General features: G+C 62.5%; 27 protein-coding genes and 1 riboswitch. Of the genes, 10 read left to right on the top strand and 17 right to left on the bottom strand.

Features of this window, described 5'->3' with window-relative positions; translation table 11 throughout:
* The first annotated feature begins 1 nt into the window (after position 1).
* On the top strand, positions 2 to 472 hold the full coding sequence (locus AC1DS5_RS00215) for an OsmC family protein (protein ID WP_477716235.1): 471 nt from the start codon (positions 2 to 4) through the stop codon (positions 470 to 472).
* A 916-nt stretch (positions 473 to 1,388) separates the two neighbouring features.
* On the opposite strand, the gene AC1DS5_RS00220 is transcribed toward AC1DS5_RS00215, so the two are convergent.
* On the bottom strand, positions 1,389 to 2,228 hold the full coding sequence (locus AC1DS5_RS00220; protein ID WP_477716236.1) for a UPF0149 family protein: 840 nt from the start codon (positions 2,226 to 2,228) through the stop codon (positions 1,389 to 1,391).
* A gap of 215 nt (positions 2,229 to 2,443) precedes the next feature.
* Here AC1DS5_RS00220 and AC1DS5_RS00225 point away from each other — a divergent pair, with 215 nt between their 5' ends.
* Together AC1DS5_RS00225 and AC1DS5_RS00230 are read left to right on the top strand one after the other, a co-directional pair.
* Complete coding sequence (locus AC1DS5_RS00225; RefSeq protein ID WP_477716237.1) at positions 2,444 to 2,716, top strand: type II toxin-antitoxin system TacA family antitoxin; 273 nt, start codon at positions 2,444 to 2,446, stop codon at positions 2,714 to 2,716.
* On the top strand, positions 2,716 to 3,237 hold the full coding sequence (locus AC1DS5_RS00230; protein WP_477716238.1) for a GNAT family N-acetyltransferase: 522 nt from the start codon (positions 2,716 to 2,718) through the stop codon (positions 3,235 to 3,237). The genes AC1DS5_RS00225 and AC1DS5_RS00230 overlap by 1 nt, the downstream gene beginning before the upstream one ends.
* Positions 3,238 to 3,314: 77 nt before the next feature.
* Here the strand turns inward: AC1DS5_RS00230 and AC1DS5_RS00235 are convergent, their stop codons facing one another.
* The 8 genes from AC1DS5_RS00235 to argS form a co-directional block, all read right to left on the bottom strand.
* Positions 3,315 to 3,725, bottom strand: a complete 411-nt coding sequence (locus AC1DS5_RS00235) for a putative toxin-antitoxin system toxin component, PIN family (protein ID WP_477716239.1) — start codon at positions 3,723 to 3,725, stop codon at positions 3,315 to 3,317.
* A gap of 49 nt (positions 3,726 to 3,774) precedes the next feature.
* Positions 3,775 to 5,199, bottom strand: coding sequence for a THUMP domain-containing class I SAM-dependent RNA methyltransferase (locus AC1DS5_RS00240; RefSeq protein ID WP_477716240.1), 1,425 nt, complete (start codon positions 5,197 to 5,199; stop codon positions 3,775 to 3,777).
* A gap of 138 nt (positions 5,200 to 5,337) precedes the next feature.
* Complete coding sequence (locus AC1DS5_RS00245; RefSeq protein ID WP_477716241.1) at positions 5,338 to 6,888, bottom strand: RNA polymerase factor sigma-54; 1,551 nt, start codon at positions 6,886 to 6,888, stop codon at positions 5,338 to 5,340.
* Positions 6,889 to 7,029: 141 nt separating this feature from the next.
* Positions 7,030 to 7,866 carry an LPS export ABC transporter ATP-binding protein gene (gene lptB / locus AC1DS5_RS00250; RefSeq protein WP_477716242.1) on the bottom strand — a complete coding sequence of 279 codons (837 nt, stop codon included), beginning with the start codon at positions 7,864 to 7,866 and terminating at the stop codon, positions 7,030 to 7,032.
* Positions 7,867 to 7,880: 14 nt separating this feature from the next.
* Positions 7,881 to 8,492, bottom strand: coding sequence for a lipopolysaccharide transport periplasmic protein LptA (lptA, locus tag AC1DS5_RS00255; protein ID WP_477716243.1), 612 nt, complete (start codon positions 8,490 to 8,492; stop codon positions 7,881 to 7,883).
* Positions 8,493 to 8,654: 162 nt separating this feature from the next.
* Entirely contained in the window at positions 8,655 to 9,317 is a 663-nt protein-coding gene (locus AC1DS5_RS00260; RefSeq protein ID WP_477716244.1) for a thiol:disulfide interchange protein DsbA/DsbL, read from the bottom strand.
* 146 nt (positions 9,318 to 9,463) lie between these two features.
* The gene (locus AC1DS5_RS00265) at positions 9,464 to 10,102 is read right to left on the bottom strand and encodes an SPOR domain-containing protein (protein ID WP_477716245.1); all 639 of its coding nucleotides are present in this window, start codon (positions 10,100 to 10,102) and stop codon (positions 9,464 to 9,466) included.
* 81 nt (positions 10,103 to 10,183) lie between these two features.
* On the bottom strand, positions 10,184 to 11,869 hold the full coding sequence (gene argS / locus AC1DS5_RS00270; protein ID WP_477716246.1) for an arginine--tRNA ligase: 1,686 nt from the start codon (positions 11,867 to 11,869) through the stop codon (positions 10,184 to 10,186).
* A 63-nt stretch (positions 11,870 to 11,932) separates the two neighbouring features.
* A riboswitch (glycine riboswitch) is annotated at positions 11,933 to 12,024 on the top strand.
* A gap of 222 nt (positions 12,025 to 12,246) precedes the next feature.
* Between argS and AC1DS5_RS00275 the strand changes: the two genes are divergently transcribed.
* Positions 12,247 to 13,551 carry a D-amino acid dehydrogenase gene (locus AC1DS5_RS00275; RefSeq protein WP_477716247.1) on the top strand — a complete coding sequence of 435 codons (1,305 nt, stop codon included), beginning with the start codon at positions 12,247 to 12,249 and terminating at the stop codon, positions 13,549 to 13,551.
* 127 nt (positions 13,552 to 13,678) lie between these two features.
* On the opposite strand, the gene AC1DS5_RS00280 is transcribed toward AC1DS5_RS00275, so the two are convergent.
* Both AC1DS5_RS00280 and AC1DS5_RS00285 read right to left on the bottom strand, forming a co-directional pair.
* Positions 13,679 to 13,957, bottom strand: a complete 279-nt coding sequence (locus tag AC1DS5_RS00280; RefSeq protein WP_477716248.1) for an acylphosphatase — start codon at positions 13,955 to 13,957, stop codon at positions 13,679 to 13,681.
* A gap of 413 nt (positions 13,958 to 14,370) precedes the next feature.
* Positions 14,371 to 15,279 carry an HTH-type transcriptional regulator ArgP gene (locus tag AC1DS5_RS00285; RefSeq protein WP_477716249.1) on the bottom strand — a complete coding sequence of 303 codons (909 nt, stop codon included), beginning with the start codon at positions 15,277 to 15,279 and terminating at the stop codon, positions 14,371 to 14,373.
* 170 nt (positions 15,280 to 15,449) lie between these two features.
* Between AC1DS5_RS00285 and AC1DS5_RS00290 the strand changes: the two genes are divergently transcribed.
* Positions 15,450 to 16,127, top strand: a complete 678-nt coding sequence (locus tag AC1DS5_RS00290; protein ID WP_477716250.1) for a LysE/ArgO family amino acid transporter — start codon at positions 15,450 to 15,452, stop codon at positions 16,125 to 16,127.
* Positions 16,128 to 16,168: 41 nt separating this feature from the next.
* Here AC1DS5_RS00290 and AC1DS5_RS00295 read toward each other — a convergent pair whose 3' ends face one another.
* Complete coding sequence (locus AC1DS5_RS00295; RefSeq protein WP_477716251.1) at positions 16,169 to 17,092, bottom strand: LysR family transcriptional regulator; 924 nt, start codon at positions 17,090 to 17,092, stop codon at positions 16,169 to 16,171.
* Positions 17,093 to 17,392: 300 nt separating this feature from the next.
* Between AC1DS5_RS00295 and AC1DS5_RS00300 the strand changes: the two genes are divergently transcribed.
* The 5 genes from AC1DS5_RS00300 to AC1DS5_RS00320 all read left to right on the top strand — a co-directional run bounded on the left by AC1DS5_RS00300 (position 17,393) and on the right by AC1DS5_RS00320 (position 20,342).
* The gene (locus tag AC1DS5_RS00300) at positions 17,393 to 17,743 is read left to right on the top strand and encodes a hypothetical protein (RefSeq protein WP_477716252.1); all 351 of its coding nucleotides are present in this window, start codon (positions 17,393 to 17,395) and stop codon (positions 17,741 to 17,743) included.
* A gap of 93 nt (positions 17,744 to 17,836) precedes the next feature.
* A complete protein-coding gene (locus AC1DS5_RS00305; protein ID WP_477716253.1) occupies positions 17,837 to 18,328 on the top strand; it encodes a hypothetical protein in 492 nt (163 codons plus the stop codon).
* Between the two features lie 99 nt (positions 18,329 to 18,427).
* Positions 18,428 to 19,060: a glutathione transferase gene (gene yfcF / locus AC1DS5_RS00310; RefSeq protein WP_477716254.1), complete on the top strand. Its 633-nt coding sequence runs from the start codon at positions 18,428 to 18,430 to the stop codon at positions 19,058 to 19,060.
* A 229-nt stretch (positions 19,061 to 19,289) separates the two neighbouring features.
* Complete coding sequence (locus AC1DS5_RS00315) at positions 19,290 to 19,448, top strand: transposase (RefSeq protein ID WP_477716726.1); 159 nt, start codon at positions 19,290 to 19,292, stop codon at positions 19,446 to 19,448.
* Between the two features lie 447 nt (positions 19,449 to 19,895).
* On the top strand, positions 19,896 to 20,342 hold the full coding sequence (locus AC1DS5_RS00320) for a hypothetical protein (protein WP_477716255.1): 447 nt from the start codon (positions 19,896 to 19,898) through the stop codon (positions 20,340 to 20,342).
* Here the strand turns inward: AC1DS5_RS00320 and AC1DS5_RS00325 are convergent.
* The 5 genes from AC1DS5_RS00325 to AC1DS5_RS00345 form a co-directional block, all read right to left on the bottom strand.
* Positions 20,339 to 20,479 (bottom strand): hypothetical protein, encoded by a 141-nt coding sequence (locus AC1DS5_RS00325; protein ID WP_477716256.1) that lies wholly within the window; start codon positions 20,477 to 20,479, stop codon positions 20,339 to 20,341. The genes AC1DS5_RS00320 and AC1DS5_RS00325 overlap by 4 nt on opposite strands.
* Before the next feature lie 67 nt (positions 20,480 to 20,546).
* Entirely contained in the window at positions 20,547 to 21,380 is an 834-nt protein-coding gene (locus AC1DS5_RS00330) for a shikimate dehydrogenase family protein (RefSeq protein WP_477716257.1), read from the bottom strand.
* A 100-nt stretch (positions 21,381 to 21,480) separates the two neighbouring features.
* Positions 21,481 to 23,397, bottom strand: a complete 1,917-nt coding sequence (locus AC1DS5_RS00335; protein WP_477716258.1) for a bifunctional sugar phosphate isomerase/epimerase/4-hydroxyphenylpyruvate dioxygenase family protein — start codon at positions 23,395 to 23,397, stop codon at positions 21,481 to 21,483.
* Between the two features lie 36 nt (positions 23,398 to 23,433).
* On the bottom strand, positions 23,434 to 23,883 hold the full coding sequence (aroQ, locus tag AC1DS5_RS00340) for a type II 3-dehydroquinate dehydratase (RefSeq protein WP_477716259.1): 450 nt from the start codon (positions 23,881 to 23,883) through the stop codon (positions 23,434 to 23,436).
* Between the two features lie 53 nt (positions 23,884 to 23,936).
* Positions 23,937 to 24,986 carry a Gfo/Idh/MocA family protein gene (locus AC1DS5_RS00345; protein ID WP_477716260.1) on the bottom strand — a complete coding sequence of 350 codons (1,050 nt, stop codon included), beginning with the start codon at positions 24,984 to 24,986 and terminating at the stop codon, positions 23,937 to 23,939.
* Between the last annotated feature and the right edge of the window lie 33 nt (positions 24,987 to 25,019).

The raw sequence follows: 25,019 nt of genomic DNA on the forward strand, positions 1-25,019 counted from the left end.
CATGGCTCGCTACACCGCAGAAGTTTTATGGCTGCGCAACGACGGCGACTTTCTGGGCAACCACTACAGCCGCCGCCATTTGCTGCTGTTTGACGGTGGCCTGCAGGTGCCGGGCTCCTCGTCGCCGCACGTGGTGCCGCTGCCGATGTCGGATGCGTCGGCGCTGGATCCCGAGGAAGCCTTTGTGGCCTCGCTGTCCAGCTGCCACATGCTCTGGTTTTTGTCGATTGCCGCGAAACGAAAGTTTTGCGTCGACCGCTACTTCGACGCGGCCACCGGCGTCATGGAAAGAAATGCCGACGGGAAGATGGCCATGACCGTCGTCACGCTGAAGCCCGATGTTGCGTTTTCGGGCGAGCGCCTGCCCACACGCGAAGAGCTGGACAAGCTGCACCACGAGGCGCATGAGGCCTGCTTCATTGCCAACTCGGTCAAGACCGAGGTGCGCTGCGAGCCGGTCTACCCCGGTTAGCCTGATTTGCTCCTTCACCCATTGGGGGAAGGCTGGGATGGGGGCTAGCAGCGCGTGATTTGCTAGCTGATGGAACCCGCTTGAATTCCTGAGAAACAGAGCCAAGAGGCCGGTCTTTGTTGAAGAGAGCAGGTGCCCTTCACGACCAAGCCGGGGGGAGCCCGGCGGCTCGTCACTTTATTTTGTTTCGCCAAAATAAAGTAACCAAACAAAAGGCGACCCTGCTGTCTGCGTCCCTCCGCTTCGCTGCGGGCAGCCTGCGGTGCTCGGTCCAGGCGGGGTCTCGCTCAACTCGCTGCGCTCAAACAATCGCGATCCCTGATCCGCCTGGCCCTGCGCTCCTCGGCGCAGACAGAAGGGGTGGACCAGAAACACCAAACAGCCAAATACCAGAACCCGAATACCTAAAACCACAAGGACACGCCACGGCGTGTCCTTGTTGGTCTTGGTATTTTCTTTGTGTATTCGGTATTGCTGTCTGTTCCCCACCCGTGTGGCTGGGCCGAGCAGCGCAGATGCAGGCGGGATCAGGGCCGCAGTTGTTTGAGCGAAGTGCAACGTAGCGAGTTCTGCGGACCCCCGCCGGAGTCGAGCAGCGCAGGTTGCCCGTAGCGCAGCGAAGGGACCCAGACTTCGGGTCGCCTTCTCTTTGCTTACTTTTCTCTTGGCGACGCAAGAGAAAGTAAGTCGCCCGCCGGGGCGAGTCCCGGCATGCTCGCCAAGAACATGGCGCTCAAATCTATGAAGGCTTCGACAAGTTCCTAGCAGACGCCTAATTCAAACGTTGAGCGGCGCTGTCTTGCTTGAAAGGTCAAAAAACTCTTTTGACCATCAAATCAACCACAAGCCCTCTAGATGCGATCACCATCCGCTACAAAGTCAGAAGCACTCAGCCCCGCTCTTCAGGCTCTCACCATCACCCCGCGCCATGGCACTTCTTGTATTTCTTCCCGCTACCGCAGTAGCAAAGATCATTGCGTCCAGGCGTGACCTCCTTGCGCACCGTCTCCACCTTGGGGCCCAAGGTCTGCCACAGCTCACGCAGGTCATACACCGCCCAGATCGCCTCGCCAAACGCATTGAGCCGGGCAATGCTGGTGCTGGGCGCGCCGTCTTCGCTCAGGGGTGACACTTCCGGTGCGGCCTCGTCGTCTTCGGTCATGGCCACCACGGCCTGCAGGGCGCCGTCCAGCCATTTGGCGGCGTCCTTGTCGCGCGGTGCGGCCCATTCCTCGGGCCAGCTTTCCACGGCAAACATGAAACCCAGTGCCCAGACCTGGGCAAACGCGGGCAGCTCTTCGCCCTTGAAGGCGGCTCGCTCCTCGGGCGGCATGTCGGCCACGGCACCCCGAACGTCCATCACTTCAGGGTGGTAGCAGTTGTCGTCTTCGAGCGAGTCCACTTCCGAATCAAGCGCCGTGGCCACTTCGTTCCAGCGCTGGTTCCAGAGCGTGAGAAAGCGTTCGCGTTGCGCCTCGTTGGCAAATGAGCCGCCTTCGGCGTCGGGCGCTTCGCCCTCGGCCGGCGTGGCCAGCAACACCGGCAGGTATTCATCTGCGTCAATCGGGCGGCGCGAACAAATCACCGCGGCCATGAAGCCTTCACAAAACTCCCACTGCGGTGTTTCGTCATAGCGGGTGCGCAGGTCATCCAGGATGGTGTCGAGTTCGTCAAACGCCTCGGTTTCCATCCAGGGCGTGGCGGGCGACGAGGAAACAGGCGTTGTGGAGGCAGGGGATGCGGAGGGGGTCTTCATGAAAAAATCCTGAACTAGATGGGGCTCTTATGACGCAAAGTGTATCTGCCGCGTCGCGGTGGGTATCGCGAATTGCGTCCTTATCTTTGGCTGGAATCCGATTGATCTTGAGTCTCTGCGTGCAGGAAACTGGCATCGGACCCATCTTACTTAACAACTTGACATGTACGTATTTTGTACGGAAAATAACCAAACACTTCACAAACCCATGCCCCATGAATGCATCCACCCGAGCCGAACGCATTGAAATACGCGCCACGGCAGAACTCAAAGCCGCGCTGGAGAAAGCAGCCCAGCTGCAGGACCAGTCCCTGAGCGCTTTTGTGTTGAACGCGTCGCGTGATGCAGCCACACGCGTGTTGGGTGATCAAACCCGATTCACGCTGACCGAGCGTCAAATGAAGGCTCTCAACCAGGCACTGGATGCCCCGGCTCGGGAGTTGCCTGGGCTCAAACGGCTGTTTGCCAAGCCCGGCGTATTTGCTTGATGCCAGGGCCATCCGCGCAGGCCCTGGTCTTCAGCCAGCCCGAGCTGCTCACGGCAGAGCACGACACCCAGGCTTTTGATTGCGGCGCGGCGGCACTCAATCAGTTTTTGCAACGCTACGCACTGGCCAACCAGGCCAACGGCAGCGCCCGAACGTTTGTCACCGTGGCACAGGGACAGGTGTTTGGCTACTACAGCCTGGCGGCCGCATCGGTTGAACATACGGCAGTTCCGCAACGCGTGAGCAAGGGCTTGGCGCGCCATCCCATTCCCATGCTGCTGCTGGCACGGCTGGCGGTGGATGCACGTACGCAAGGCCAAGGCGTGGGACGCAGCCTGCTGCAAAGTGCGTTATTGAAATACCTGCAGGCCTGCGAAGTCATTGGTTGCCGCGCGCTGATGGTGCATGCCAAGGACGAGGCTGCCGTGCGCTTTTACCAAGGCTACGGTTTTGAGCCTTCGCCAATTGATGCCGCCCATCTGTATTTGCTGACCAAGGATATTCGCAAGACGCTTGCATGAGCTTGCAGCGACAGCGCTGGGGAGTTGGAGCCTGACTCCCTTGGTGATGGGCTCGCAGTTGCGCGTCATACTTCGGATTAAATAGCTGCTTGCGCAAGTACACCGTGGGTCAGAAGCCGTTTTGCCATTGAAGTTACTGCCCTGTCTTTGCTCAACAACTGCGCTTGGTGGCTCACAGCCAAGTCGATAAATTTCTGGTCATCGGGGTCGCTGCAGGTCACGCTGGCTTTGGGGGCGACCTCGGTTATGCGCGCATGCCGGTCAAAGGCGGCCAGCACGTCGTCGGCGCTCAATTGGTAAAACGCCAGGCGCGGCACGATTTGCGGGTAGGCCAGCACACGCGCCAGCTCGTCGCGCATGGCTTGCGTGGCCAGCCAGTCGAGCTCGCCGGCTTCCAGCGCCTGCCTGACCGGAAGCGCCGCCGCGTCGTTGAAGACAAACACATCGAGAACGATGTTGGTGTCCAGGACGATGGGTTGAGTGCTCATGCGCTGAAGGCCATGGCGTGCCTGCAGGCAAGCCGGTGATGCACCACCCTCACCCCTGCCCTCTCCCGGTGGGAGAGGGAGCAAGACCGGGAGTGGATGTAGATGCAGGTGCGGGCTTGCCGCGCGCCGAGCCGGCCACCATGTCAAAGCGGAACAGCCGGCATTCGATCGGGCCATTCCACATGGGCACGCGGCGCGATTCCTTCAGGCGCATCTTGCCGGGCAACTTCAGGTCGGGCGTGAGCACATGGGCCGTCCAACCGGCGTAGTTCTTCTTCCAGTGCGTGGCCAACCGGGGAAAGAAGTCGGAGGCTTCTTCGCCGGTTTCCGTCTGTGCCTGCTCGCGCCCCGGGTTGGCCGAACGGTCGCGCGGAGCGTCGGCCAGGCCGGCTTCGGACGCATCGCGCGGCAGCGGCTGGCCAAACTCGTCGATGGCCTGGGTGCCGTCCCAGGAGCCGCTGACGCCATGGCCCTGCTGGCGCCGCTGGTCGCGACCCTGCACGCCGGTGATGCCGGCCACGCCGGCCACGTCAATGCGCTCGCCATAGGGGGGGTTCACCAGCATCACGCCCGACGGCGCGGGCGGCATGCGCTGCAGCGCGTCGCCGCCGCGCAGCTGCACGGCGTTGGCCACGCCCGCGCGCTCGGCATTACGCTCGGCAAAATCCACCATGCGGAACGACACATCGCTGCCAAACACCGGTGCCGTCGGCTCCGTGATGGCCGCCTCGGCCTGGTCGAGCAGTCCCTCCCACACGTGAGCCTGGAAGGGCAAATATTTCTGAAAGGCAAAGCGGCGGTTGATGCCGGGCGCGATGTTGCAGGCAATCTGCGCCGCCTCGATCACGATGGTGCCGGAGCCGCAGCACGGGTCGTACAGCGGCACGCCCTCTTTGCACTGCTGGTCCCAGCCGCTGGCGGCAATCATGGCGGCGGCCAGTGTTTCCTTCAGGGGGGCGTCTCCCTTGTCTTCGCGCCAGCCGCGCTTGAAGAGCGGCTCGCCCGAGGTGTCGATATAGATGGTCGCCGTGTCGGTCGTCAGGTGCACATACACGCGTACGTCGGGCCAACGCGTGTCCACATCGGGGCGCACCTCGTACTTGGCACGGAAGCGGTCGGCAATGGCGTCCTTGACCTTGAGCGCCGCAAAGTTCAGGCTGGTCAGCGGGCTGTGCTGCGCGGTGATCTCGACCTTGAAGGTCTGCTTGGGCGTGAACCAGATTTCCCACGCAACGCTGGCTGCCGCGTTGTAGAGGTCCTGCTCGCTGCGGTACTGGTTGTGCTGCAGCTCGATCAGCACCCGCTGGGCCAGGCGGCTGTGCAGGTTGAGTTGCAGGGCATCACGCCAGGAGCCCTGCAACTGCACGCCGGCGCGCCAGGCCTTGCCTTCGATGCCGGTGATGCGTTTGACCTCGCTGGCCAGCAAGGCCTCGACGCCGGCGGCGCAGGGTAAAAAGAGTTGAAGTTGGTTCATGAATGAAGACTCACGGCTGGCTGGGTGACGGTTCTTTTTCAAGCAGGGGCCGCGGAACCGGCTTTGCCGGGCCGCAGGCGCAGCGGCCCCCTCGGGGGGCAGGGAGCCACACGCAGTGGGCGACCGTGGGGGCTACTTTCAAAGCGACTTTCGCAGGTTGGCAGGCGCGATGCGCAAAGCCTCGCGGTACTTGGCCACGGTGCGGCGCGCGCATTCAATGCCCTGCTCCTTGAGCATTTCGGAAATCTGGTTGTCGCTGAGCGGCTTTTTCAGGCTCTCGGACGAGACAAACTGCTTGATGAGGGCGCGCACCGCCGTGCTGGACGCGTTGCCACCGGTCTCGGTGCCCAGCGCCGAGCCAAAAAAGTACTTGAGCTCGAAGGTGCCGAACGGCGTGCTCATGTACTTGGCCGTGGTGACGCGCGAGATGGTGGACTCGTGCAGGCCCAGTTCGTCGGCAATTTCGCGCAGCACCAGCGGACGCATGGCCAGCTCGCCGTGGGTGAAGAAATTCTTTTGCCGCTCCACAATCGCACTGCTCACGCGCAGGATGGTGTCAAAGCGCTGCTGGATGTTTTTGATGAACCAGCGTGCCTCCTGCAAGCGCTGCTGCAAGGCCTGCCCGTTCTGGCCCTTGTGCTGCTTCAGCGCATTGGCATAGATGTCGTGCACGCGCAGGCGGGGCATGACCTCGCTGTTGAGGGAGACCTTGAAGCCGCGGCCCGACTTGACGACGATCACGTCGGGCACGATGAGGTTGCGCTCGACGTTGACAAACCGCCGCCCGGGCTTGGGATCCAGCCGGCCGATCACGGCGATGGCGCCCCGGATCACGCTTTCCGGAAATCCGCACAGGTAGGACAGGCGCTTCATATCCCGCTTGGCCAGCAGCTCCATGGGCTGCTTGCACATGGCGATCGCTGCGCGGGTCTCGTCGCAGTCCTTGCAGTCGAGCAGTTGCAGGCCGAGACACTCGGCCAGGTTGCGGGCACCGACGCCGGCGGGCTCCATGTGCTGCAGCAGCTTCAGGGCCATGGCAAAGTGCTGTTCCAGCTCTTCCGCCTGCTCAAGGTCGTCGCCCGCCAGACCGGCGGCCAGTGACGCGAGACTGTCTTCGAGGTAGCCGTCGTCATTGAGCGACTCGATCAGGAAATGCAACGCCGCCTGGTCTTCCTCCGACAGGCGCAGGCTGAGCGACTGGCGGTGCAAATGGTCCTGCAGCGACTCATGGCTGCGGGCCAGGTCGGAAGCCTCGGCCTCGCTGTCGTCCGCATTATTGTTTTTGCGGGCCGGCGCGTCGCCGCCCCATTCGCTGTCGTCAGGCGAGGACTCCACCGAGCCGTCGCCCTCCCAGCTTTCCTCCAGCTTGGCCTCGGAACTGACCTCGGGCCCTGTATCTACATCATTTTGGCTTGCAGCTTTTGATTCATCAGGGCTTCCTGCTATTGAATCACCAGCAAACTCAAATTCCCGGCTATCCTGGCTGACCGGTGTGTCGGCATTCTCCAGGCCAAATTCCTCGCGCGGTGCGGCTTCTTCCGACACTTCCAGGAACGGATTTTCATCGAGCATCTGCTCGACTTCCTGGCTCAGCTCAAGGGTGGACAGCTGCAGCAGGCGGATCGACTGCTGCAGTTGCGGCGTCAGCGCCAGGTGCTGCGAGACCCTGAGGGAAAGGCCTTGTTTCATGACATCCCTAAGCGCACGACAAAGCGAGTTGGGATGTATTAACCAAGCGGGGGCCGCGCAACCGGCTTTGCCGGGGCGCAGGCGCCGCCCCCTGCAGGGGGGAGGGAGCTACACGCAGTGAGCGACAACGGGGGGGAGCCATCACATTCTGAAGTGTTCACCGAGATAAACGCGGCGTACATCGGCATTGTTCACAATCTCGGAAGGGGTGCCGGTCGCCAGCACGTGGCCGTCACTGATGATGTAGGCATGGTCGCAAATGCCCAGCGTTTCGCGGACATTGTGGTCGGTGATCAGCACGCCAATGCCGCGCGACTTCAGGAAACCGATGATGCGCTGGATTTCGATCACGGCGATCGGGTCAATGCCGGCAAAAGGCTCGTCGAGCAGGATGAACCGCGGCTGCGTCGCCAGGGCGCGCGCAATCTCGACGCGGCGGCGCTCGCCCCCTGACAGCGCCGGCGCCGGCGAGTCACGCAGATGATCGACCCGCAAATCCTGCAGCAGCGCTTCGAGCCGCTTTTCAAGGTCTGCGCGGCCCAGCGGCTTGCCGCTGGCGTCCAGCTGCAGTTCCAGCACGGCGCGCACATTTTCTTCCACGGTGAGCTTGCGGAAAATCGACGCTTCCTGCGGCAGGTAGCTCAACCCGAGGCGGGCGCGCAGGTGAATCGGCATGTGCTCGACCGACTGGCCGTCGATGGAGATCTCGCCCGCATCGGCACGCACCAGCCCCACGATCATGTAGAACGACGTGGTTTTTCCCGCGCCATTGGGGCCCAGCAGGCCCACCACCTCGCCTTTTTGCACGGACAGCGAGACATCCTGCACCACCTTGCGGCTGCCATAGGATTTCTGCAGCCCCTGGGCCACCAGACGGCTCGGCGGTGCGGTGCTGGCCGCCGGAGTATTGGCTGCCGGGGTATTGACCGACGATGTGTCAGTCACCGCATCCACGGGTTGATTGTCCGTTCTGTCCATTTTTCGGCTTTCCGTCATGGCCCCAGCGTGGTGCCGGGACGCAAACGGAGCGCGGGTCCGGCCGGCGGCTGCGGTGCCGATGCGGCGCCGCGCGGCGACAGCATGGCGCGAATCCGCCCCGTGGGATTGGTGGCCGTGCGGTTTTGCGCGCCCCCATCCACAGTGAACACATCGGTGTTGTTGTCATAAACAATCAGGGAGCCGGTCGTTTCATCGACCAGGGTCGCGCCGTTGTAGCGCCGCACCACGGCCTGCTTGATGAATTTGACGGTGTCGGCACGGCTGTCGTATTCGATCCGCTCGCCTTCCCCTTCGATGTACTCGTCCACGCCATCGCGCTTTTTCCGGTAAAAGGCCAGCTTGCCCGGCGCCGCCACGGCCAGGGCCTGCTGGTAGCCCTGGGGATCCTGGCTGACATCCACCCGTTCGCCCCGGACAATGGTGGTGCCCTTGGTGATCACCACATTGCCGGTGAACACGCTGGTTTGTTTCAGGTCGTCGTAACGCAGGGCATCGGCCTCCGCATTCATCGGCTTGTCGCGGTCAGCCCGCTCGGCCGCGGCGGGAAACACGGCCCCGGCCGCCAGTGCGGCCAGCACGATCAAGGGAAAAATGGGGTGTTTCATAAAGGCACGAATCTTGCTGCTTGTTTTGAGTGATTGTAGCCATGCCAGCTCCGGGAATGGCGGCCAGGGCCAAATTGGGCCCATAAAAAAACCCGCCACGGGTGGGCGGGTTTTCGGGCCAACGCCGGGCGCCGGCGTGTGACTTGCCGACTTGCCGCGCGCTTATTTGGCCTTGCGCGATTGCGCGATCAGGTAATCGGTGACCTGCAGGGCCCTGTCCATGTTCTGGGCCAGCTGGCCAGACGTGTAGTAACGCCCGCCGACGCCCAGGGCCGGCACGCCGTCGACCGCGTAGGTGTCCTGCAACTGGGTGGCCTTGCGCGCCTTGGTGCTGACGGAAAACGAGTTGTACAGCTCGACAAACTTGGCCTTGTTCAGGCCCTGCTTCTCCGCCCAGGCCGCCACCTGATCCGCCGTGTTCAGCGCCTGACGCTCGATATGGATCGCATTGAACACCTTTTTGTGCAGCTCATTGAGCTTGTCCATGGCTTCCAGCACATAAAAAAGACGCTGCTGCGGCTCAAAATCGGGACGAAAGGCTACCGGCACGCGCCTGACGGTCACGTCTTTGGGCGCTTTCTGGATCCAGGCCTCGAGTTGCGGCTCAAAGGCGTTGCAATGCGGGCAGCTGTACCAGAAGAATTCCACCACTTCGACCTGGCCGGCAGGCACGTCGGTGGGAGCGGGTTTGCCCAGCGTCAAATAATCCGTTCCCTCCTTGAAGGCGCGGGCCTGAGCCTGCGCGGCTGTGGGCAGCGCAACGCCTCCCCAAGTGGCGGCGGCTGCCACGGTAGCGGCTGAAAGCGAAAACTCACGTCGTTGCATCAATTTTTCTCCTGGTTTCCTGGTCTGTGGGTCTGTGTGGGGGTATTTTGCAAAGCGGCCACTTACTTATTCAGTGAAAAAAACAAGCCGGCCGGCCGTTTCGTACAGGGGTTGGTACACCCCGGCCCATAAAAGTTCACCACACTCTAGCGCTGCACCCTGACGAGGGCTGTTTCTATCGAGTTGCCGTCCAGCCGCTCCTTGACCTTGTCGGCGTCTTCTTTTCTGTCAAAGGGGCCGACGCGCACGCGGTACACCGTTCGGCCCGACTGTTCGCGCTCACTCACCTTGGCTTGCACGCCCAGCAGCATGAGCTTGGCGCGCTGCTGCTCCGCGTCTTCCGGCGTACGGAATGCGCCAGCCTGGACAAAATAACTGAACGGGTCAACGCCCGAAACGGCGGGCGCGGCGTCCGCCCTGGCCTTGGCGAGATCGCCCAGCGGATCCGCGGAGGTGGCGGGCTTCGCCGGGGGCGCGGGAGCTGCCTTGGGCGCGGTCGCCGTGGCGGGGGCCGGCACAGTGCCCACTTCGCCGGAAGTGCCGGAAGCGCTGGAAGCAGAAGGGAGCGGCTTCACAGGCGTTTTGCCCGCCAGCGGGGCATTCGGGTTCCAGTCCCGGTTCTTTTTGGCTTCCGCGGCGTCGCTGTCGGGATTGCGCGACTGGCTCTTGTTCATGAAAGGCACCGGCACCTTGGTGATGTAGACCGCCACGGCCAGCGCGGCGCCCAGGCCGATCAGCGCGCCAATAACCAGACCCAGCAGGGTTCCGCCTCGTTGTTTTCTCATACCTTGCCCAATTTTCTTGCCTGCCTCTGAATCCCGCTCTGAATTTCGCTTTGAATTCCGCTGTGTGTGCTTCATGGTTGCCTACATTTTGTGGGGCGCACTGACGCCCAGCACCTTGAGGCCATTGTGCAATACCTGCGCCGTCGCGGCGACCAGCGCCAGGCGTGCCAGCTTGACGGCTTCGTCGTCCACCAGAATCCGCTCGACGTCGTAATAGCTGTGGTAGCAGGCGGCCAGCTCGCGCAGGTAAAAGGCCACGTCGTGCGGCGCCAGACCGGCGGCCGCATTGCTGAGCATGTCGGGGTATTTGGCCAGCAGCAGCATCAGGGCCTGGGCCTGCGGGCTGACCAGTGCCGACAGGTCCACGCTTTTCAGCTGGCTCTGATCGCCGCTCTGCGCGGCCCAAGTGCCGAGAATCGAGCATATGCGCGCATGGGCGTATTGCACGTAGTACACCGGGTTTTCATTGTTTTTGGCCAGAGCCAGGTCAATGTCAAAGACGTACTCGGTGTCGGGTTTGCGGCTGAGCAAAAAGAAGCGCACGGCGTCCGCGCTGGTCCATTCGATCAGGTCGCGCAGCGTGACATAGCTGCCGGCGCGCTTGGAGATCTTCACCTCTTCGCCATGGCGCACGACGCGCACCATGGTGTGCAGCACGTAGTCGGGGTAGCCCTGCGGAATGCCGGCGCTGGCGGCCTGCAGCCCGGCGCGCACGCGGGCAATCGTGCCGTGGTGGTCCATGCCCTGAATGTTGATGGCCTTGCTGAAACCGCGCTCCCATTTGGCCAGGTGGTAGGCCACGTCCGGCACAAAGTAGGTGTAGCTGCCGTCGCCCTTTTTCATCACGCGGTCTTTGTCGTCGCCGTAGTCGGTCGACTTGAGCCACAGCGCGCCGTCCTGCTCGTAGGTTTTACCGGCGTCCTTGAGCTTTTGCACCGCGCTGTCGACACGGCCCGAGCTGTACAGGCTGGACTCCAGGTAATAGTTGTCAAACCTGACCGAGAAGGCCCGCAGGTCCAGGTCCTGCTCATGGCGCAGGTATGCCACGGCAAACTGGCGGATCGCGTCCAGGTCTTCGACGTCACCGCTGGCGGTGAACTCCCGATCGTCGGATTTGACGGTCTTTTTGGCCAGAAAGTCATTGGCGATGTCGCCAATGTAGTCACCGTTGTAGGCGGGCTCGGGCCAGCCGGCATCGCCCGGCTTGAGGCCTTTGGCGCGCGCCTGCGTGCTAGTGGCCAGGGTCTGGATCTGCACGCCGGCGTCGTTGTAATAAAACTCGCGCCACACATCCCAGCCCTGCGTGTCAAACAGGTTGCAAATCGCATCGCCCAGCGCCGCCTGGCGGCCGTGGCCCACATGCAGCGGCCCGGTCGGGTTGGCCGAGACGAACTCCACAATCATGCGGTGCGGGCTGTCGGCCAATTGCATGCCGTACTGGTCTGCCCCTTGCAACACTTCCCGCACCACTTGCTGCTTGGCTTCGGGCTTGAGCCGGATATTGAGAAAACCCGGGCCGGCAATTTCGATCGCGTCCACCCAGCGCGCAAACGCGGGCGCCTGGAGCAGCAGCCCGCGCAGGTTTTCCGCCACCTGGCGGGGGTTGAGCTTGAGCGGTTTGGCCAGCTGCATGGCCGCGGTGGAGGCAAAGTCGCCATGGGCCGCCACCTTGGGCGACTCGAAGGCGGCCGCCACGGTACTGTCAGGCGCCATGGTTTTGAGGGCCTGGCCCAGGGCGTCCAGCAAGTCTTGTTTGATTTGAAGCATGGAGAGATTTTAGGGGCGTGGGCCCCGCGCTTCTGGCCAGCGCCTGGGCAATATGCGAGAATCTGCTTTCATTCAAGAGAGCGCTGTTGCCCTGCAACGGCCGCCGAAGGCGCAATCTCCCATGATCGCTCAGGTCCCCGTATTGAATGAAACATGCCGAATCTGGAGAGAGCTGCAGCGCAACGCTGCCGCCACCGAAGGAGCAAATCCTGGCCGTCAGCCCCGCTGATGCCGGGCTGAATCTCTCAGGTACCAAGGACAGTGGGAGCGGCACCAGCACTGGTGCACGCTGCCGCCCTGAAATTCACGATTGATTTCATAGCTGCCTGCGCGCATCCGTGCTGGCCTGTTGCCTTCTTTTCCTTGGGAATCTCATCATGAAAGTTACCGTATTGGGCGCCGGCGTGACCGGCATCACCTCCGCCTGGTTTTTGCGCCAGGCCGGCCACGAGGTCACCGTGGTCGACCGCCAGCCCGGCGCCGGCCTGGAAACCAGCTTTGCCAACGGCGGGCAGATTTCGGTCAGCCACGCCGAACCCTGGGCCAACCCGGGCGCGCCCCTGAAAGTGCTGAAGTGGCTGATGCGCGAAGACGCGCCTCTGCTGTTTCGCCTGCGCCCCGACCTGAACCAGTGGCTCTGGGGCCTGGACTTTTTGCGCCAGTGCACGCCGGGCCGCACCCGGCACAACATCAAGCAGATGGTCAACCTGGGGCTGTACAGCCGGGCCACGCTGCAAAAGCTGCGCACCGACACCGGCATCAACTACCAGCAAAAGACCGAGGGCATCCTGCACTTCTACACCAGCGAGCAGGAGTACGCCGATGCGCAGGGCCCGGCCGCGGTGATGCGCGAGCACGGCTGCGAGCTGGATATGAAAACCCCCGATGAATGCGTGGCCATCGAGCCCGCGCTGGCGGCCTGCCGCCCGCAAATCGTCGGCGGCAGCATGACGCCCAGCGACGAATCGGGCGATGCGCATGCCTTCACCCGCCAGCTGGCGGCCCTGTGCGCCGCGCAGGGCGTGGAGTTCCTCTACAACACCCGCATCGTGGGCGCGCGCAAGGAAGGCGATACGCTGCGCAGCGTGCAAATTGCCAGTGCCGAAGGGGTGGTGAGCGAGCTGAAGTCCGACGCCTATGTGATGTGCCTGGGCGCCTACAGCCCGCAGTGGGCCAGACTGCTGGGCCAGACCCTGCGGATTTACCCGGCCAAGGGTTATTCAGTGACGCTGCCGGTCATCAACGAAGCGGCCTCCTACAACGTGTCGCTCACCGACGACGAGTACAAGCTGGTGTTCTCGCGCCTGGGCAACCGCCTGCGCATTGCGGGCACGGCCGAACTGGGGGGCTACAACACCGACCTGAACCTGGTGCGCTGCGAGGCGATTGTGCGGCGCGTGCGCCAGCTCTTTCCCGACATGACCGACGGGCAAAATGCGCAGTACTGGACCGGCCTGCGCCCGGCCACACCATCCAACGTGCCCTACATAGGCGCCTCCAAAACCCGCAACCTGTTCCTCAACACCGGCCATGGCACGCTGGGCTGGACGCACTCCTGCGGCTCGGGCGCGGCGATTGCCGACATCGTCAGCGGACGCGCACCCCAAGTGGACTTTGCCTTCACCAGCCAGGTGCCCGAACGCAAACTGGTGTCGCTGGGCCGGCCCGCAACACAGGCATAAATCGGCTAAGTCGGCTAAATTGGTTGAGTCGGCGGGATTGGCTGCTGCCGGTTTGCGCGGGCGGCGCCAGCGACCGGCAGGCTGTTGAAATTCGCGCGGCGCCACAGGGCCATGCGAATCAGCAGCACTAAGCCGTCGGCCGGATGTGAAATTTCCCGTCCGCCACCAGCGCGTCATCCACCTCGACCACCGACACGCTGCGCACCTGCGCGCCGACCGGTCCGTGCCCCGCCCAGTCGATGATGTTCTGGACTGCCTGGGCTTCGCCGGCCACGGTGGCCTCCACGGAGCCATCAAGGCGGTTGCGCACCCAGCCGGAGAGCCTGAGTGCGTGGGCTTGCTCCGCAAAGGCCGCACGGTAGCCGATGCCCTGGACCAGACCGGCGATGCGCAACTGTTTTGCCATGTCTCATCCCTCTTACTGTTGCTGTTGCTGTTGCTGGATGCGCTGCTGCTTCTTCAGCAGCGTATTTTCCGCCAATGTCGGCCGGCAGGCGACGATCCGTTTCGAATCGAAATTCGGGATGCCCAGTCCGTCGCGCCAGCGCGGGCCTAGGGCCTGTGAACGCTATTTATGCAAATGCGAATGGGGTGAAAACAGCGCCAATCAAGGCGCGCGACGACGCCCAGACCGGGCGTCTGGGCTAGGAGCGCAACGCAGAGTGGCGCTGTTTTCACCCCATTCCCTTCGGGTTGCGATCAAAAAGGCCCTGCGCGGCGTTGCAAAGCCTTGGCGGGGTCTGCCCCGCCTGCGTTTTGCGCCTTGCTCATGGCCTTTTTGACTCGCAACGCATCTTGCATAAATAGCGTTCACAGGCCCTAGTTCAGCAAGACGCGGGCGGCCTCTTTCACCGCGCGCGTGAGGCGCTGGGCCAGCACGGGCTCGCGGGCCCAGTGCTGCCAATAAAGCGCCACGTCGACTGTTTTGCCCGGTAGCACCTCGGCCAGCGGCGGGCGGTGCGCACGGGCGGCCAGATGCTGCTCGGGCACCATGCCCCAGCCCAGGCCCAGCTCCAGCGCCAGTTCAAAGGCGTCCACCGCCGGGACAAAGTGACGCGGATAGAGCGCGTCGCGCAAATTGAAATGCTGCGCCAGGAAGGCATCCTGCAGGGCATCCTTGCGGTTGAAAATAATGGCCGGACTGGCCAGCAGGCGCTGCGCCGCCACCGTTGCCTTGCCGGCGCGCCACTTGTGTACCAGCGCGGGGGCCGCCACGCAGTGGTAGCGCATGATGCCCAGCGGCTCGGCCACGCAGCCCCGCATCGACTGCGCCAGCGTCGTCACGCAGCCCGTCACATCGCCGTTTTTGAGCGCGTCATGCGTATGGTCCTGGTCGTCCACCACGATGTCGAGCAGCAGCCCGTGTTTTTCAAGCGCCGGGGCGACGCCGGCCAGGAACCAGCCGGTCAGCGAGTCGGCATTGACGGCCACGCTCAGGCTTTGCAGCGGCACCGCCTTTGCGCCCGGATGGCGCCCTCCCTGCAGGTGGGCCAGCAGGTCCGCCTCCTGCAGCCTGAGCTGTTTGACATGCGCCAGCAGCGCCTGGCCCGCCGGGGTGGGGTGCAGCTGCTTGCCGCGCACCAGCAGGCGCTGACCCAGGGCGTCCTCCAGCGATTTGATGCGCAGCGACACAGCGGCCAGCGTCAGGCTCAGGGCTTTGGCGGCCGCACCAAAACTGCCGTGCTCGATCACGGCGGCGAGGGCATCGAGTTGGCGGGCGTCGAGCATCGGCGTGGTGTTCCCAGGTTGGTTTTATCAATTATTTATTGACCAATACCAATTTAACTTAAATTGATTTAACTCGCGATGGTTTTCAGGAACACTCCAGGGCTCGTTCCCGCAACAAACAAAGACAAACAAACAGGCCGCACAGAACAGCGCACCAACAGAAAATCACCATGCCAGCCTTCCCGACCCTCCTCTTCCCGGTTTTCCCGGCCCCGGCTTTCGCCGCCGGGCTGGCGCTCAGCCTGTCGCTGATCATGGCCATCGGCCCGCAAAACGCGCATGTGATGCGGATGGGCCTCTTGCGCCAGCACCTGTGGCTGACCATTGCGGTCTGCATCGCGACCGACGTGGTACTGATTGCGGCCGGCGTGCTCGGGCTGGCGCATCTGGGCGGCCTGTCGGACAAACTGCAGGGTGCCATGGTGGGCGCGGGCGCGGCGGTCCTGATCGCCTACGGGGGCCAGGCCATGCAACGCTTTCTCAGGCCAGCCGAAGCTGCGGCAGTCATGGCCACCCCGGGCCAGCCGTTGAACCGGCCCGTCGGCGCAGGCGTGTCACGTGGCCGGGCCATCACGCTGGCGCTCGCCCTGTCGTGGCTCAACCCGCACGCCTGGCTGGACACCGCCGTGTTGATTGGCTCGGCCTCGCTGGCCTACGCGCAACCCGAAAACGCACTGTTTGGCCTGGGCGCCGCGGCGGGCTCACTGCTGTGGTTCACCGCGCTCGGCCTGGCGATGGGGTGGCTGGGCCAGCGGCTCAACTCGTCGCGCCTCTGGCGCGCGCTCGATGGCCTGGTGGCGTTGATGATGTGGGGCACGGCCGGCTGGCTGCTGATCGGCCTGCTTTAGGGCGGCGAACACAAAGCGCCCAAAAACGGACCAAGCGGGGACTAAGCGGGCGAGGCCGCCGCCGAGCGCCAGAAATCCGGCTGGCTGTAATGGTGCTTCAGGAAGTCGATCCAGAGGCGCACGCGCAGCGGCAAGTGCTTGCGTTGCGGGAAGACGGCGTAAATGCCGTTGGGCGGCGCCGCAAACGCTTCCAGCACAGCCACCAGGTGGCCGCTGGCGATTTCCGACTCGACTTCCCAGGTGCTGCGCCAGGCAATGCCGTAGTCGGCCAGGCACCAGTCGTGCAGCACCTGCCCGTCCGAGCAGTCCAGTGGCCCGCCGGGTTTGAGGTGGACCAACTCGCCGTCGATCTGGAAGGCCCAGCCCCGGGTTTGGGACGCGTCGCTGGACAAGGTGAGGCAGTCAAACCGGGCCAGCTCGGCGGGATGCCGCGGCGTGCCGTGGCGCTGGAGGTAACGCGGCGTTGCCACGCACAGGCGCCGGTTGTCGGCCATTCGCACACTGACCAGCGAGGAATCGGGCAGGTCGCCCACGCGCACCGCGCAGTCAAAGCCCTCGCCCGCCAGGTCCACCACGCGGTCGCTCAGGTTCAGCGAAATCGTCACATCCAGATGCTGCTCGCGAAACTTCGTCACCAGCGGCGCCACATGGCGCCGGCCAAAACCGGCAGGCGCCGTGATGCGCAGATGGCCGCTGGCTTTGACGCCACCCGCCGACACACTGGCCTCCGCGTTGGCCAGGTCGGCCAGCAGGCGCTGGCAATCCTCGAGGAAAGCACTGCCTTCATGGGTCAGCGTGATACGCCGCGTGGTGCGCACCAGCAGCTTCACCCCCAGCCGCTCCTCCAGCGCATCCAGCCGCCGACCCATGATGGCCGGTGCCACCCCCTCCGCCTTGGCCGCCGCCGTCAAGCTGCCACGCGCCACCACGGCCACAAACGATTCCAGTTGCTTGAGTTTGTCCATCCCACATTATGTATACAAATGTTCTGAATCAGCTACTTTTTGACATTGATTCCAACAATTTGCACTTTTAAGCTGGCCCACCACCGCTCCTACCCTTTTTGCTGACCGAATCTTGTTCGTCAGCAGGTTTGCAGGGTTTGGCGCGATTTTCGTGGCGGTGGCGCGGGTATCCGTATGGCGCAATCTGATATAAATCAAGCACTTACAAATCTTTACGGGAGGGGCGCCAGATGCACGACGGCCTTGTTCATAAGCCGGTTTTCACTTCCATATCACGTTAGCGCTCATAGGAGGAGTCGCATGGATCTATCTGCAAAATCAGACACTGAAATCTTGTCGGTTGCCAATCCGATCATGGACAACTTGATGGATGCCTCAACCGTCGTCGACTATGACAGGCACATCGTGGACTTCACCGACCGCCTGAAGAGCGTTCTCTCCAAAGAACGTCTCGAGTGGATCTGCAAGGACTACCAGGCCACAAAGGGTTTCTTCGCAGAGCGTGAGTTTGTCGCTACCTTCCGGCGTCCGGACTCTGTCGCTGTCATCTGGAAGCAGCGCTTCACCAAGCAGCCTGGAGACTTCGTGGCAGAGATGGTACTTATCCAACAAGATGGCAAGTATCTTGTTGACCACGTGATGGTCTTCTAGTGAGCGCTAGCATGTCGCTCGACACGGACGCGCAACTACACAAGGCCGCTTCGCGACATGGGTTGCGCGCTGGTCACCTCCGACGTTAAAACTATGCCAACACCTACAACATTTCTCTCCCGGCTTCGAACACTGTTTGTGGTGATGCCTTTCGTCGTCGCAGGAATCGCTCTTGCACAGAGTGACGAAAGTGCTTTGAAAATGGTAAGGGAACTTCGGCTTGGGCAGAACTTGGGTGGCATGAGCTACAGGTTGGCGAAAATGACGACAACCTATCAAGGCATCGCGTCCAAGGTTGGCCCACAAAAGGCAGATGAAATGTTGAGGGCGGAGCTTGCAATCTCAGTTCCAAGGCATCAAGAGCAGTGGGATAGAAACCTTGCCAAGGCTTGGGCGCCACTTATGACTCCCAACGAGTTCGAGTCAGTTGCCGCAGACAAGCAAAAATCTCCGTACGCAGCAAAGTTCACATCCCTGCAAAATCAAGCAGGTGCGGCAATGAAGGCAGATTCGGAAAAGTTGCTGACTACCGTAATGACCGAGGCTCTTAGCAGGGCGTTTGAGAAATCAATTGGCCAGAAATAGGTCTATCTTGCCAAGGTTGAACGACGTTTTAACCGGTTGTTCCACACGGACGCCTGACGGCGCCCGTGAACTCCAGCGTTAGCCCCTAAGGAGTTTGCGTTGCCGCCCCCGAACCTTCTTCTCTACGTTGATGCTCAATTCGCAAGCCCGTATGCGATGTCGGCCTTCGTTGCTCTGCATGAAAAGGGCTTGCCTTTCGAGATCACAACCGTGGATCTCGCAGTCAAGGCGAACCACGAGCCACACTTCACAGCCATGTCGCTCACTCGGCGCGTGCCGACCTTGGTTCACAACGGCTTCTCCCTGTCCGAGTCGTCAGCAATCGCTGAGTACCTCAACGAGGTTTTTCTTGGCACACCGCTCTACCCGGCAGAGCCGTATGGCCGGGCGAGAGCGCGTCAAGTTCAGGCATGGCTTCGCAGCGATCTCATGGCCATCAGACAAGAGCGCTCCACCGAAGTCGTGTTCTACGGGTCAACAAAATCACCACTCTCTGCCGAGGCGCGGGCATCCGCCGAAAAACTATTCTCGGCCGCAGAGTCGCTGCTTCCTGCCAACGCCGAAAACCTGTTCGGTGAGTGGTGTATCGCCGACGTCGACCTTGCGCTCATGCTCAATCGCCTTGTCCTGAACGGCGATCCTGTGCCTGAACGGTTGGTCGACTATGCCAATCGCCAGTGGCAACGCCCATCCGTCCAGTTGTGGGTCAGTCAGAGGCGCCCTCCGCTGTGAAAGGGGCTAATCGGGTAGCCGGAGGTTTCTAGCCTCCAGCCCCCACACGGGCGGCAAGGCCAACTGCGTGCCTTGCCAACAGCGAAGCCAATGCCTGCGCTACCCCGAGCGCACCCAGGTCAGGCAAGTGGCGATCTTTGCAAGGAAACAGCCCAGCCCGCATGAGGCCACAGAACTGATGAAGCGGGCCATCGATTCACCCAGCGGCAGACGCTAGTACAGCCAGCGCATTGCCACGGTGGAGCCGGTGTTTGGCAACATCCGCCACAACAAGCGCCTGAGCCGATTCACGCTCAGAGGCAAGGTCAAGGTCAAGGTCAGCACGCAGTGGAACCTGTACTGTCTGGTGCACAACATCGAGAAGCTGGCACACCATGGGTATCACTGAGGAAGGCAAGATGAGCCCTGCAGCTGCCCAAAAGGCTTGATCGGATCGCGCCCAATGCGAAAATGAGCGCAACTAAAACCAAACCCGAAGCGGGAGGGGCTGAAGCAATGAAATCCAGTCTGAATCTGAGAAACCTGTTTGCGCCACGCGTGAATGGGGTTTTTGTACAGCTTCGTTAGGCGCTATGAAGCTAATTCTCCGAACTTTATTGCCTTTTTCGCTTGTTGGTCTAATCGCAGGCTGTGACTCAGGCAACGAAACCTTCACTCTCTACCGCAACAGCGTCACGGACGAAAACATGCGAATTCATGTTGCTTCGTTTAATGCAACGGATGGTGAGGCTTATAACAGGGGTAACTGTGAGCAAGCGCAACAGCTTTTCCACGCTCAACCCGGAGTAAAAACCAAGTTTTGGTGTGAGAAGGGTGTGTTTAAAAAGTGACTGCCATGCCTAACCTCTCGGTCAACTTGACGCCCATCCTCGTCGCCCTCATTACTTTGCTGGGGCTGTTCGCTATCCAGCGTTACGTTGCCTATCGAATTGCCTCTGCCAAGTTCCGCGCTGTTGTTCTCGAGGCTCTTGCCGATTTTTACCCCACCTTCACTCGCTGGAATGGAGGAACCTTCGGAGAGGAGTTGAAGGGAAAGTTCTCCGTGCTTCAGGCAGCTGTCGCCGACTTTGAAGCTTCGTTGACTTGGTTCAAGCGCGGCGCTTTCCGCAAGGCTTGGGTACGTTACTGCAATACCACAGGCCGCGATTGCGATATGAACACCTATTTGCATTACTTTGATTCCTATAGCTCCGACAGTACTCAAGCAGAAGCTACAGCAAAGGCACAAGCCATGTTTCATGCCAACGTCAAACGTATTTTGGATTTTTCTCATGAAACCTAACCCCTCGGTCGAGGCGAGGCCAACGGCAAGGTGAATAGGCTGATGAATGCCAGCGAGCTGGACAGCGCCAGCAGCACGCCGCCATTGAACAGCGCCTGAAGCATGTAGCGCGACCACATGGCGATCACCAGCGGCACGATGCTGCGGATGTATTTGGCCAGGCTATCGAGCGCCGCAAAGCAGGCAAGGCCAAGAGTGGGAGTATTAGTAGCTCAGGCGGGCCACCGAGCGCAGCACCTCGGGCGTGGTGGTCGGGAAGCCAAAAAACTCAAGGTAGGCCGGGATCTGCTCGAACAGCATGTCCGAGCCTACCTGGATGCGGCAGCCGCGTGCCTCCGCAGCATTCAGGAAGGCGGTCATCTCTGTCTTCATCACGACTTCGCCGACAAAGGTGGTCGGCGCGATGCGCGCAATATCCATGGGCATCGGGTCGCCCTCGTTCATGCCCATGGGTGTGGCATTGACCACCAGGTCGTGCCCGGCCGGGTCGTTGGACATGGTGCTGACCTGCAGCTTGGGGTAGTGCTTTCTCAACCGCGCGCCCAGGCCTTCGCAGGAGGCGGTATTCATGTCATACAGGCTGATGGCGCCTATGCCGGCTGCCGCCAGGGATGCGGCAATCGCCGAACCCACGCCGCCGCTGCCGACCACCAGCACGCGGGCACCATCCAGCGTCAAGCCCTTGCGCTGCACACCGCGCACAAAGCCTTCGCCGTCGAACATGTCGCCTTCGAGCTTGCCATCGGCGGCGCGGCGCACGGCGTTGCAGGAGCCCGCCACCGCCACGGTGGGCGTGGCGCGGTCGAGCAGGCCCACCGTGGTGACCTTGTGCGGCATGGTGATCAGGGCACCGCGAATGTTGGTGAGCGTGAACACCGCGCGCAGAAAGGCAGGGTAGTCTGCGCTCTGGCAGCCCATGGGCATCACCCGGGCGTTGACGCCGATGTGGTCAAAGTAGGGGTTGTAGATCATCGGCGCCTTGAACGAATGCGTGGGGTAGCCGATGTGGGCAATGAGTTCGGTGTTGCCGTTGATCATGTGCATGTCCTGATGATGTGTGCGCCCTTGGAGCGTCGTTGTCTGGTTGAGTGGGGTTGTGTCGGGTTGGACGACCGTTCGACGGTTCGTGTAGCGGGGGTCAGGGCCGATCCTGGGGCTCGCCCCGTGTCTGGCGCCACAGCGCCATGGCCGCCAGGCGCGCCGGGGCATTGGGCGCACCGTAGCCGGTATAGCCACCACGCCGCTCGATCAGCTCGAAATGAAAGCGGTCGTCGAACGGCGTGAGGTACAGGTGCAGAAACTCGCCACCGCCGGCTTCGCGGTCATACAGGATGCCCAGCTCGCGCATTGCGGCCAGCTCGGCGGCATCGATGTCGTATTTGGCGGCCAGGTCGTCGTAGTAATTGGCCGGTACGGGCAGCAGCGGCGCACCCGATGCCTTGAGCGCGCGCGCCGTGGCAATCAGATCGGCCACGGCCAGCGCAATCTGCTGCACGCCAGCGCCCCGAAAGCTGGACACGGCGCGAGACACCGAGGTGTTGTCGCGCTCGGAGACAGTGATGGACACGCGCACCGCCCGGTCGGCCGATTCAATCTCGCGGCTCCTGATCACGCCGTAGGGGTCGTGCAGCACCACGTTGCGCTCCGGCACCAGGCCCAGCACGGCGCGGTGAAACAGCACCCAGGGCTCGACCTGACCGGCCGGCACGGCCTGCACCAGGTGGTCGATGCACGCTGAGTCACCAAGCGCCCCGCCGTGCAGCGCGGCTTCATCCATCACAAAATCGGCCTCGAACGGGTAGCGGCCACCCTGAGCCGTCTCGCAGAAATAAACGAGGCTGCCGTCCGGCGCGCGCACCGCCGGGATGGTCATCTCGTGCTGCCCCACGCGGCCGAGCACGCGCGGGCACTGCAGCGCCTCGGCACGCGCCAGCGCACCGGCAACATCCGGCGTGGCCAGCGCCACGGCGCAGGCCGAGGTGCCGTGCAACTCGAAATGGCTGCGGGCGAAGGAATCCTCTTCCAGGTTGACAAGGATGCGAACCTCTCCCTGGCCGTACAAATCAACGGTCTTGGAACGGTGATGGCCGATGCGCTGAAAGCCGCTCGCCTCAAGCCATGCGGCCAGACGCGCGCCCGCGGCCGGGTCGACGGCGAACTCGACGAACGACCATCCGGTGAGTACTGGCGGAGGCGGCGGCGCGAACAAGGGCACCTTGTAGGGCTTGGCGTCCGCGGCGCGGCCCCGCTGTACCTGCTCCTCCAGCCACAGCAGCGAACGCATGGCATCGACAGCGTTCGCCCGGGCCGGTGCGGCGCGGAATTCGTCGTTGAAGATTTCCAGCGACAGTGGGCCGGAGTAACCGGCATCAAGCACGGCGGCGGTGAACTTCGCCATCTCGAATTCGCCCTGGCCGGGAAAGCAGCGGTAATGCCGGCTGTGGGTCAGCACGTCGGTGTTGACCCAGGGAGCATCGGCCAGCTGGACGAAGAATATTTTCTCGCCCGGCAGTTGCGCAATGCCGCTCGGGTCATCGCGCAGCGACAGCGTGTGAAAGCTGTCAAGCGCCAGGCCCATGTGCGGGTGGTTGACCCGCTGGACCACGGCCCAGGCCTGCGACCAGAGCCTGACCTTGCTGCCCCAGGCCAGCGCCTCGTAGGCAATGCGCATGCCGCGCCGCCCGGCATGTTCGGCCAGCTGCTGGAACTGCTCGGCAAGCCGGTCGACATCACTCAGTGCGTCGGGCTGCACGTTGGAACACACCAGGATCAGCTGGGTCCCAAGCTCCTGCATCACGTCGAACTTGCGTTCGGCGCGTTCCAGGTTGCGCGCCAGTTGCGCGGGCGTGGTGCCGTCAAAGTCGCGGAAGGGCTGGAACATGTCGATGCTCAGCCCGACGTCTTCGGCCATGAGGCGCACCTCGCGCGGCGACCCCGGGAACTGCAGCAAGTCGTTCTCGAAGATTTCCACGCCGTCAAAGTGCGCCGCAGCCGCAGCCTGCAGCTTCTCGCGCAGCATGCCAGAGAGAGAAACCGTGGCGATGGAACGGCGCATGGGCAACTCGGCGGAATAGGTCAGAAGGTCAGGAGGTCAGGCCTTCGGGGCGGACTGGGCGGCCGAGACGGCGGCACGCAGGCCCAGCAGGTAGCTGTCGACGCCAAAACCGCAAATCTGCCCCTTCACGATCTCGGCAAACACCGACACGTGACGGAAAGCCTCGCGGGCGTGGATGTTGGACATGTGCAACTCGACCACCGGGCAGGTCAGGATGGCCAGCGCATCGCGGATGCCGTAGCTGTAGTGGGTCCAGGCGCCGGCGTTGATCAGCACGGCGTCGACGCCGTCCCGGTAGCCCTGGTGGATGCGCTCGCACATCTCGCCTTCGCTGTTGGTCTGAAAGCACTCCACTTCCGTACCCAGCTCCTTGCCCAGGGTGGTCAGGCTGGCATTGATCTCGTCGAGCGTGATGGTGCCGTACTGCTTGGGGTCGCGTTTGCCGAACATGTTGTGATTGATGCCGTGAAGCATGAGAACTTTCATGGGAGATCCTTGTGTGGTTGGAAAATTTAGGAAATTAGGAAACTGTCAGGCTGCTAGTTTGTCAGATGGACGATCTGGCCCGTCCTGGCCGCTTCGGCAATGGCTTCGGTGATGCGCAGGTTCAAGAGGCCATCACGCGCGCTGACCAGCGGCTCGGCCTCGCGCCGGATCACGGCACCGAAGTGTTCGATCTGGTGCTTCAGCGGGTCGTCTCGCACCATGCCCACCACGCCGACTTCGAATTCTTTCCACCAGGACCGGTCTTCCTGCCGGGGGTAGGTTTTCAGGCGCATGGTGGGCACCGACAGGCTGCCGTTGGTGCCGGAAATGACGTAGCAGTCCTCGTCGTCGTAGGTCGGGTAAGCCTTGTTTTCCTGGCTGGTCTGCTCCCAGCTGCGCGGGCAGGCGGCCGTGTCGGACAGCATGAAGGTGCCCAGCGCGCCACTGGCAAAGCGCAGGTTGATCGCCACGGTGTCTTCTACCGGGAAACCGCGTGTGGCGCTGGAGGCAAAGGCCTGCACCGCGACGATGTTGCCGCACAGCATGCGCAGGTTGTGCACCTCGTGGATCATGTTCAGCAGGATGGGGCCGCCGCCGATCTCGCGGCGCCACGTGGCGTCGGCGTAATACTGGTCGGGCTTGAAAAAGGTGGCGCTGCCCATCACGGCCACCAGCTTGCCCAGTTTGCCGGAGTCGACCACCTCCTTGGCCTTGGCCATGATGGGGCTGTGCGCGCGGTGGTGGCCGATCAGTACCTTGGCACCGGTTTCATCCACCACCTTGAGCAGCTGTTCGCCCTCCGCCACGGTGGTGGCAATCGGCTTTTCCAGCAGGATGGGCAGGCCCGCAGCGATGCACTGCAGCGCTTGCGGTACGTGCAGCTGATTAGGCGTGGCCAAAACCAGGCCGTCGGGGCGGTCCTTGGCCAGCAGTTCTTCAATCGAGGTGTACAGCGGCACACCCGCCTTGGCCGCCACTTCGACGGCGGCGGGCGACGGGTCAACAATGGCGGACAGCACACAGGTGGGGCTGGCCAGCGCCACGCCCATGTGGGCCTGGCCGATATAGCCGGCGCCTGCAACTGCGATGCGGGTTTTGGTCATCTTTCGGTCATCGGAATTAGTCGGGCAAAACGG

The sequence above is a fragment of the Polaromonas sp. P4_H1 genome, assembly GCF_056400945.1.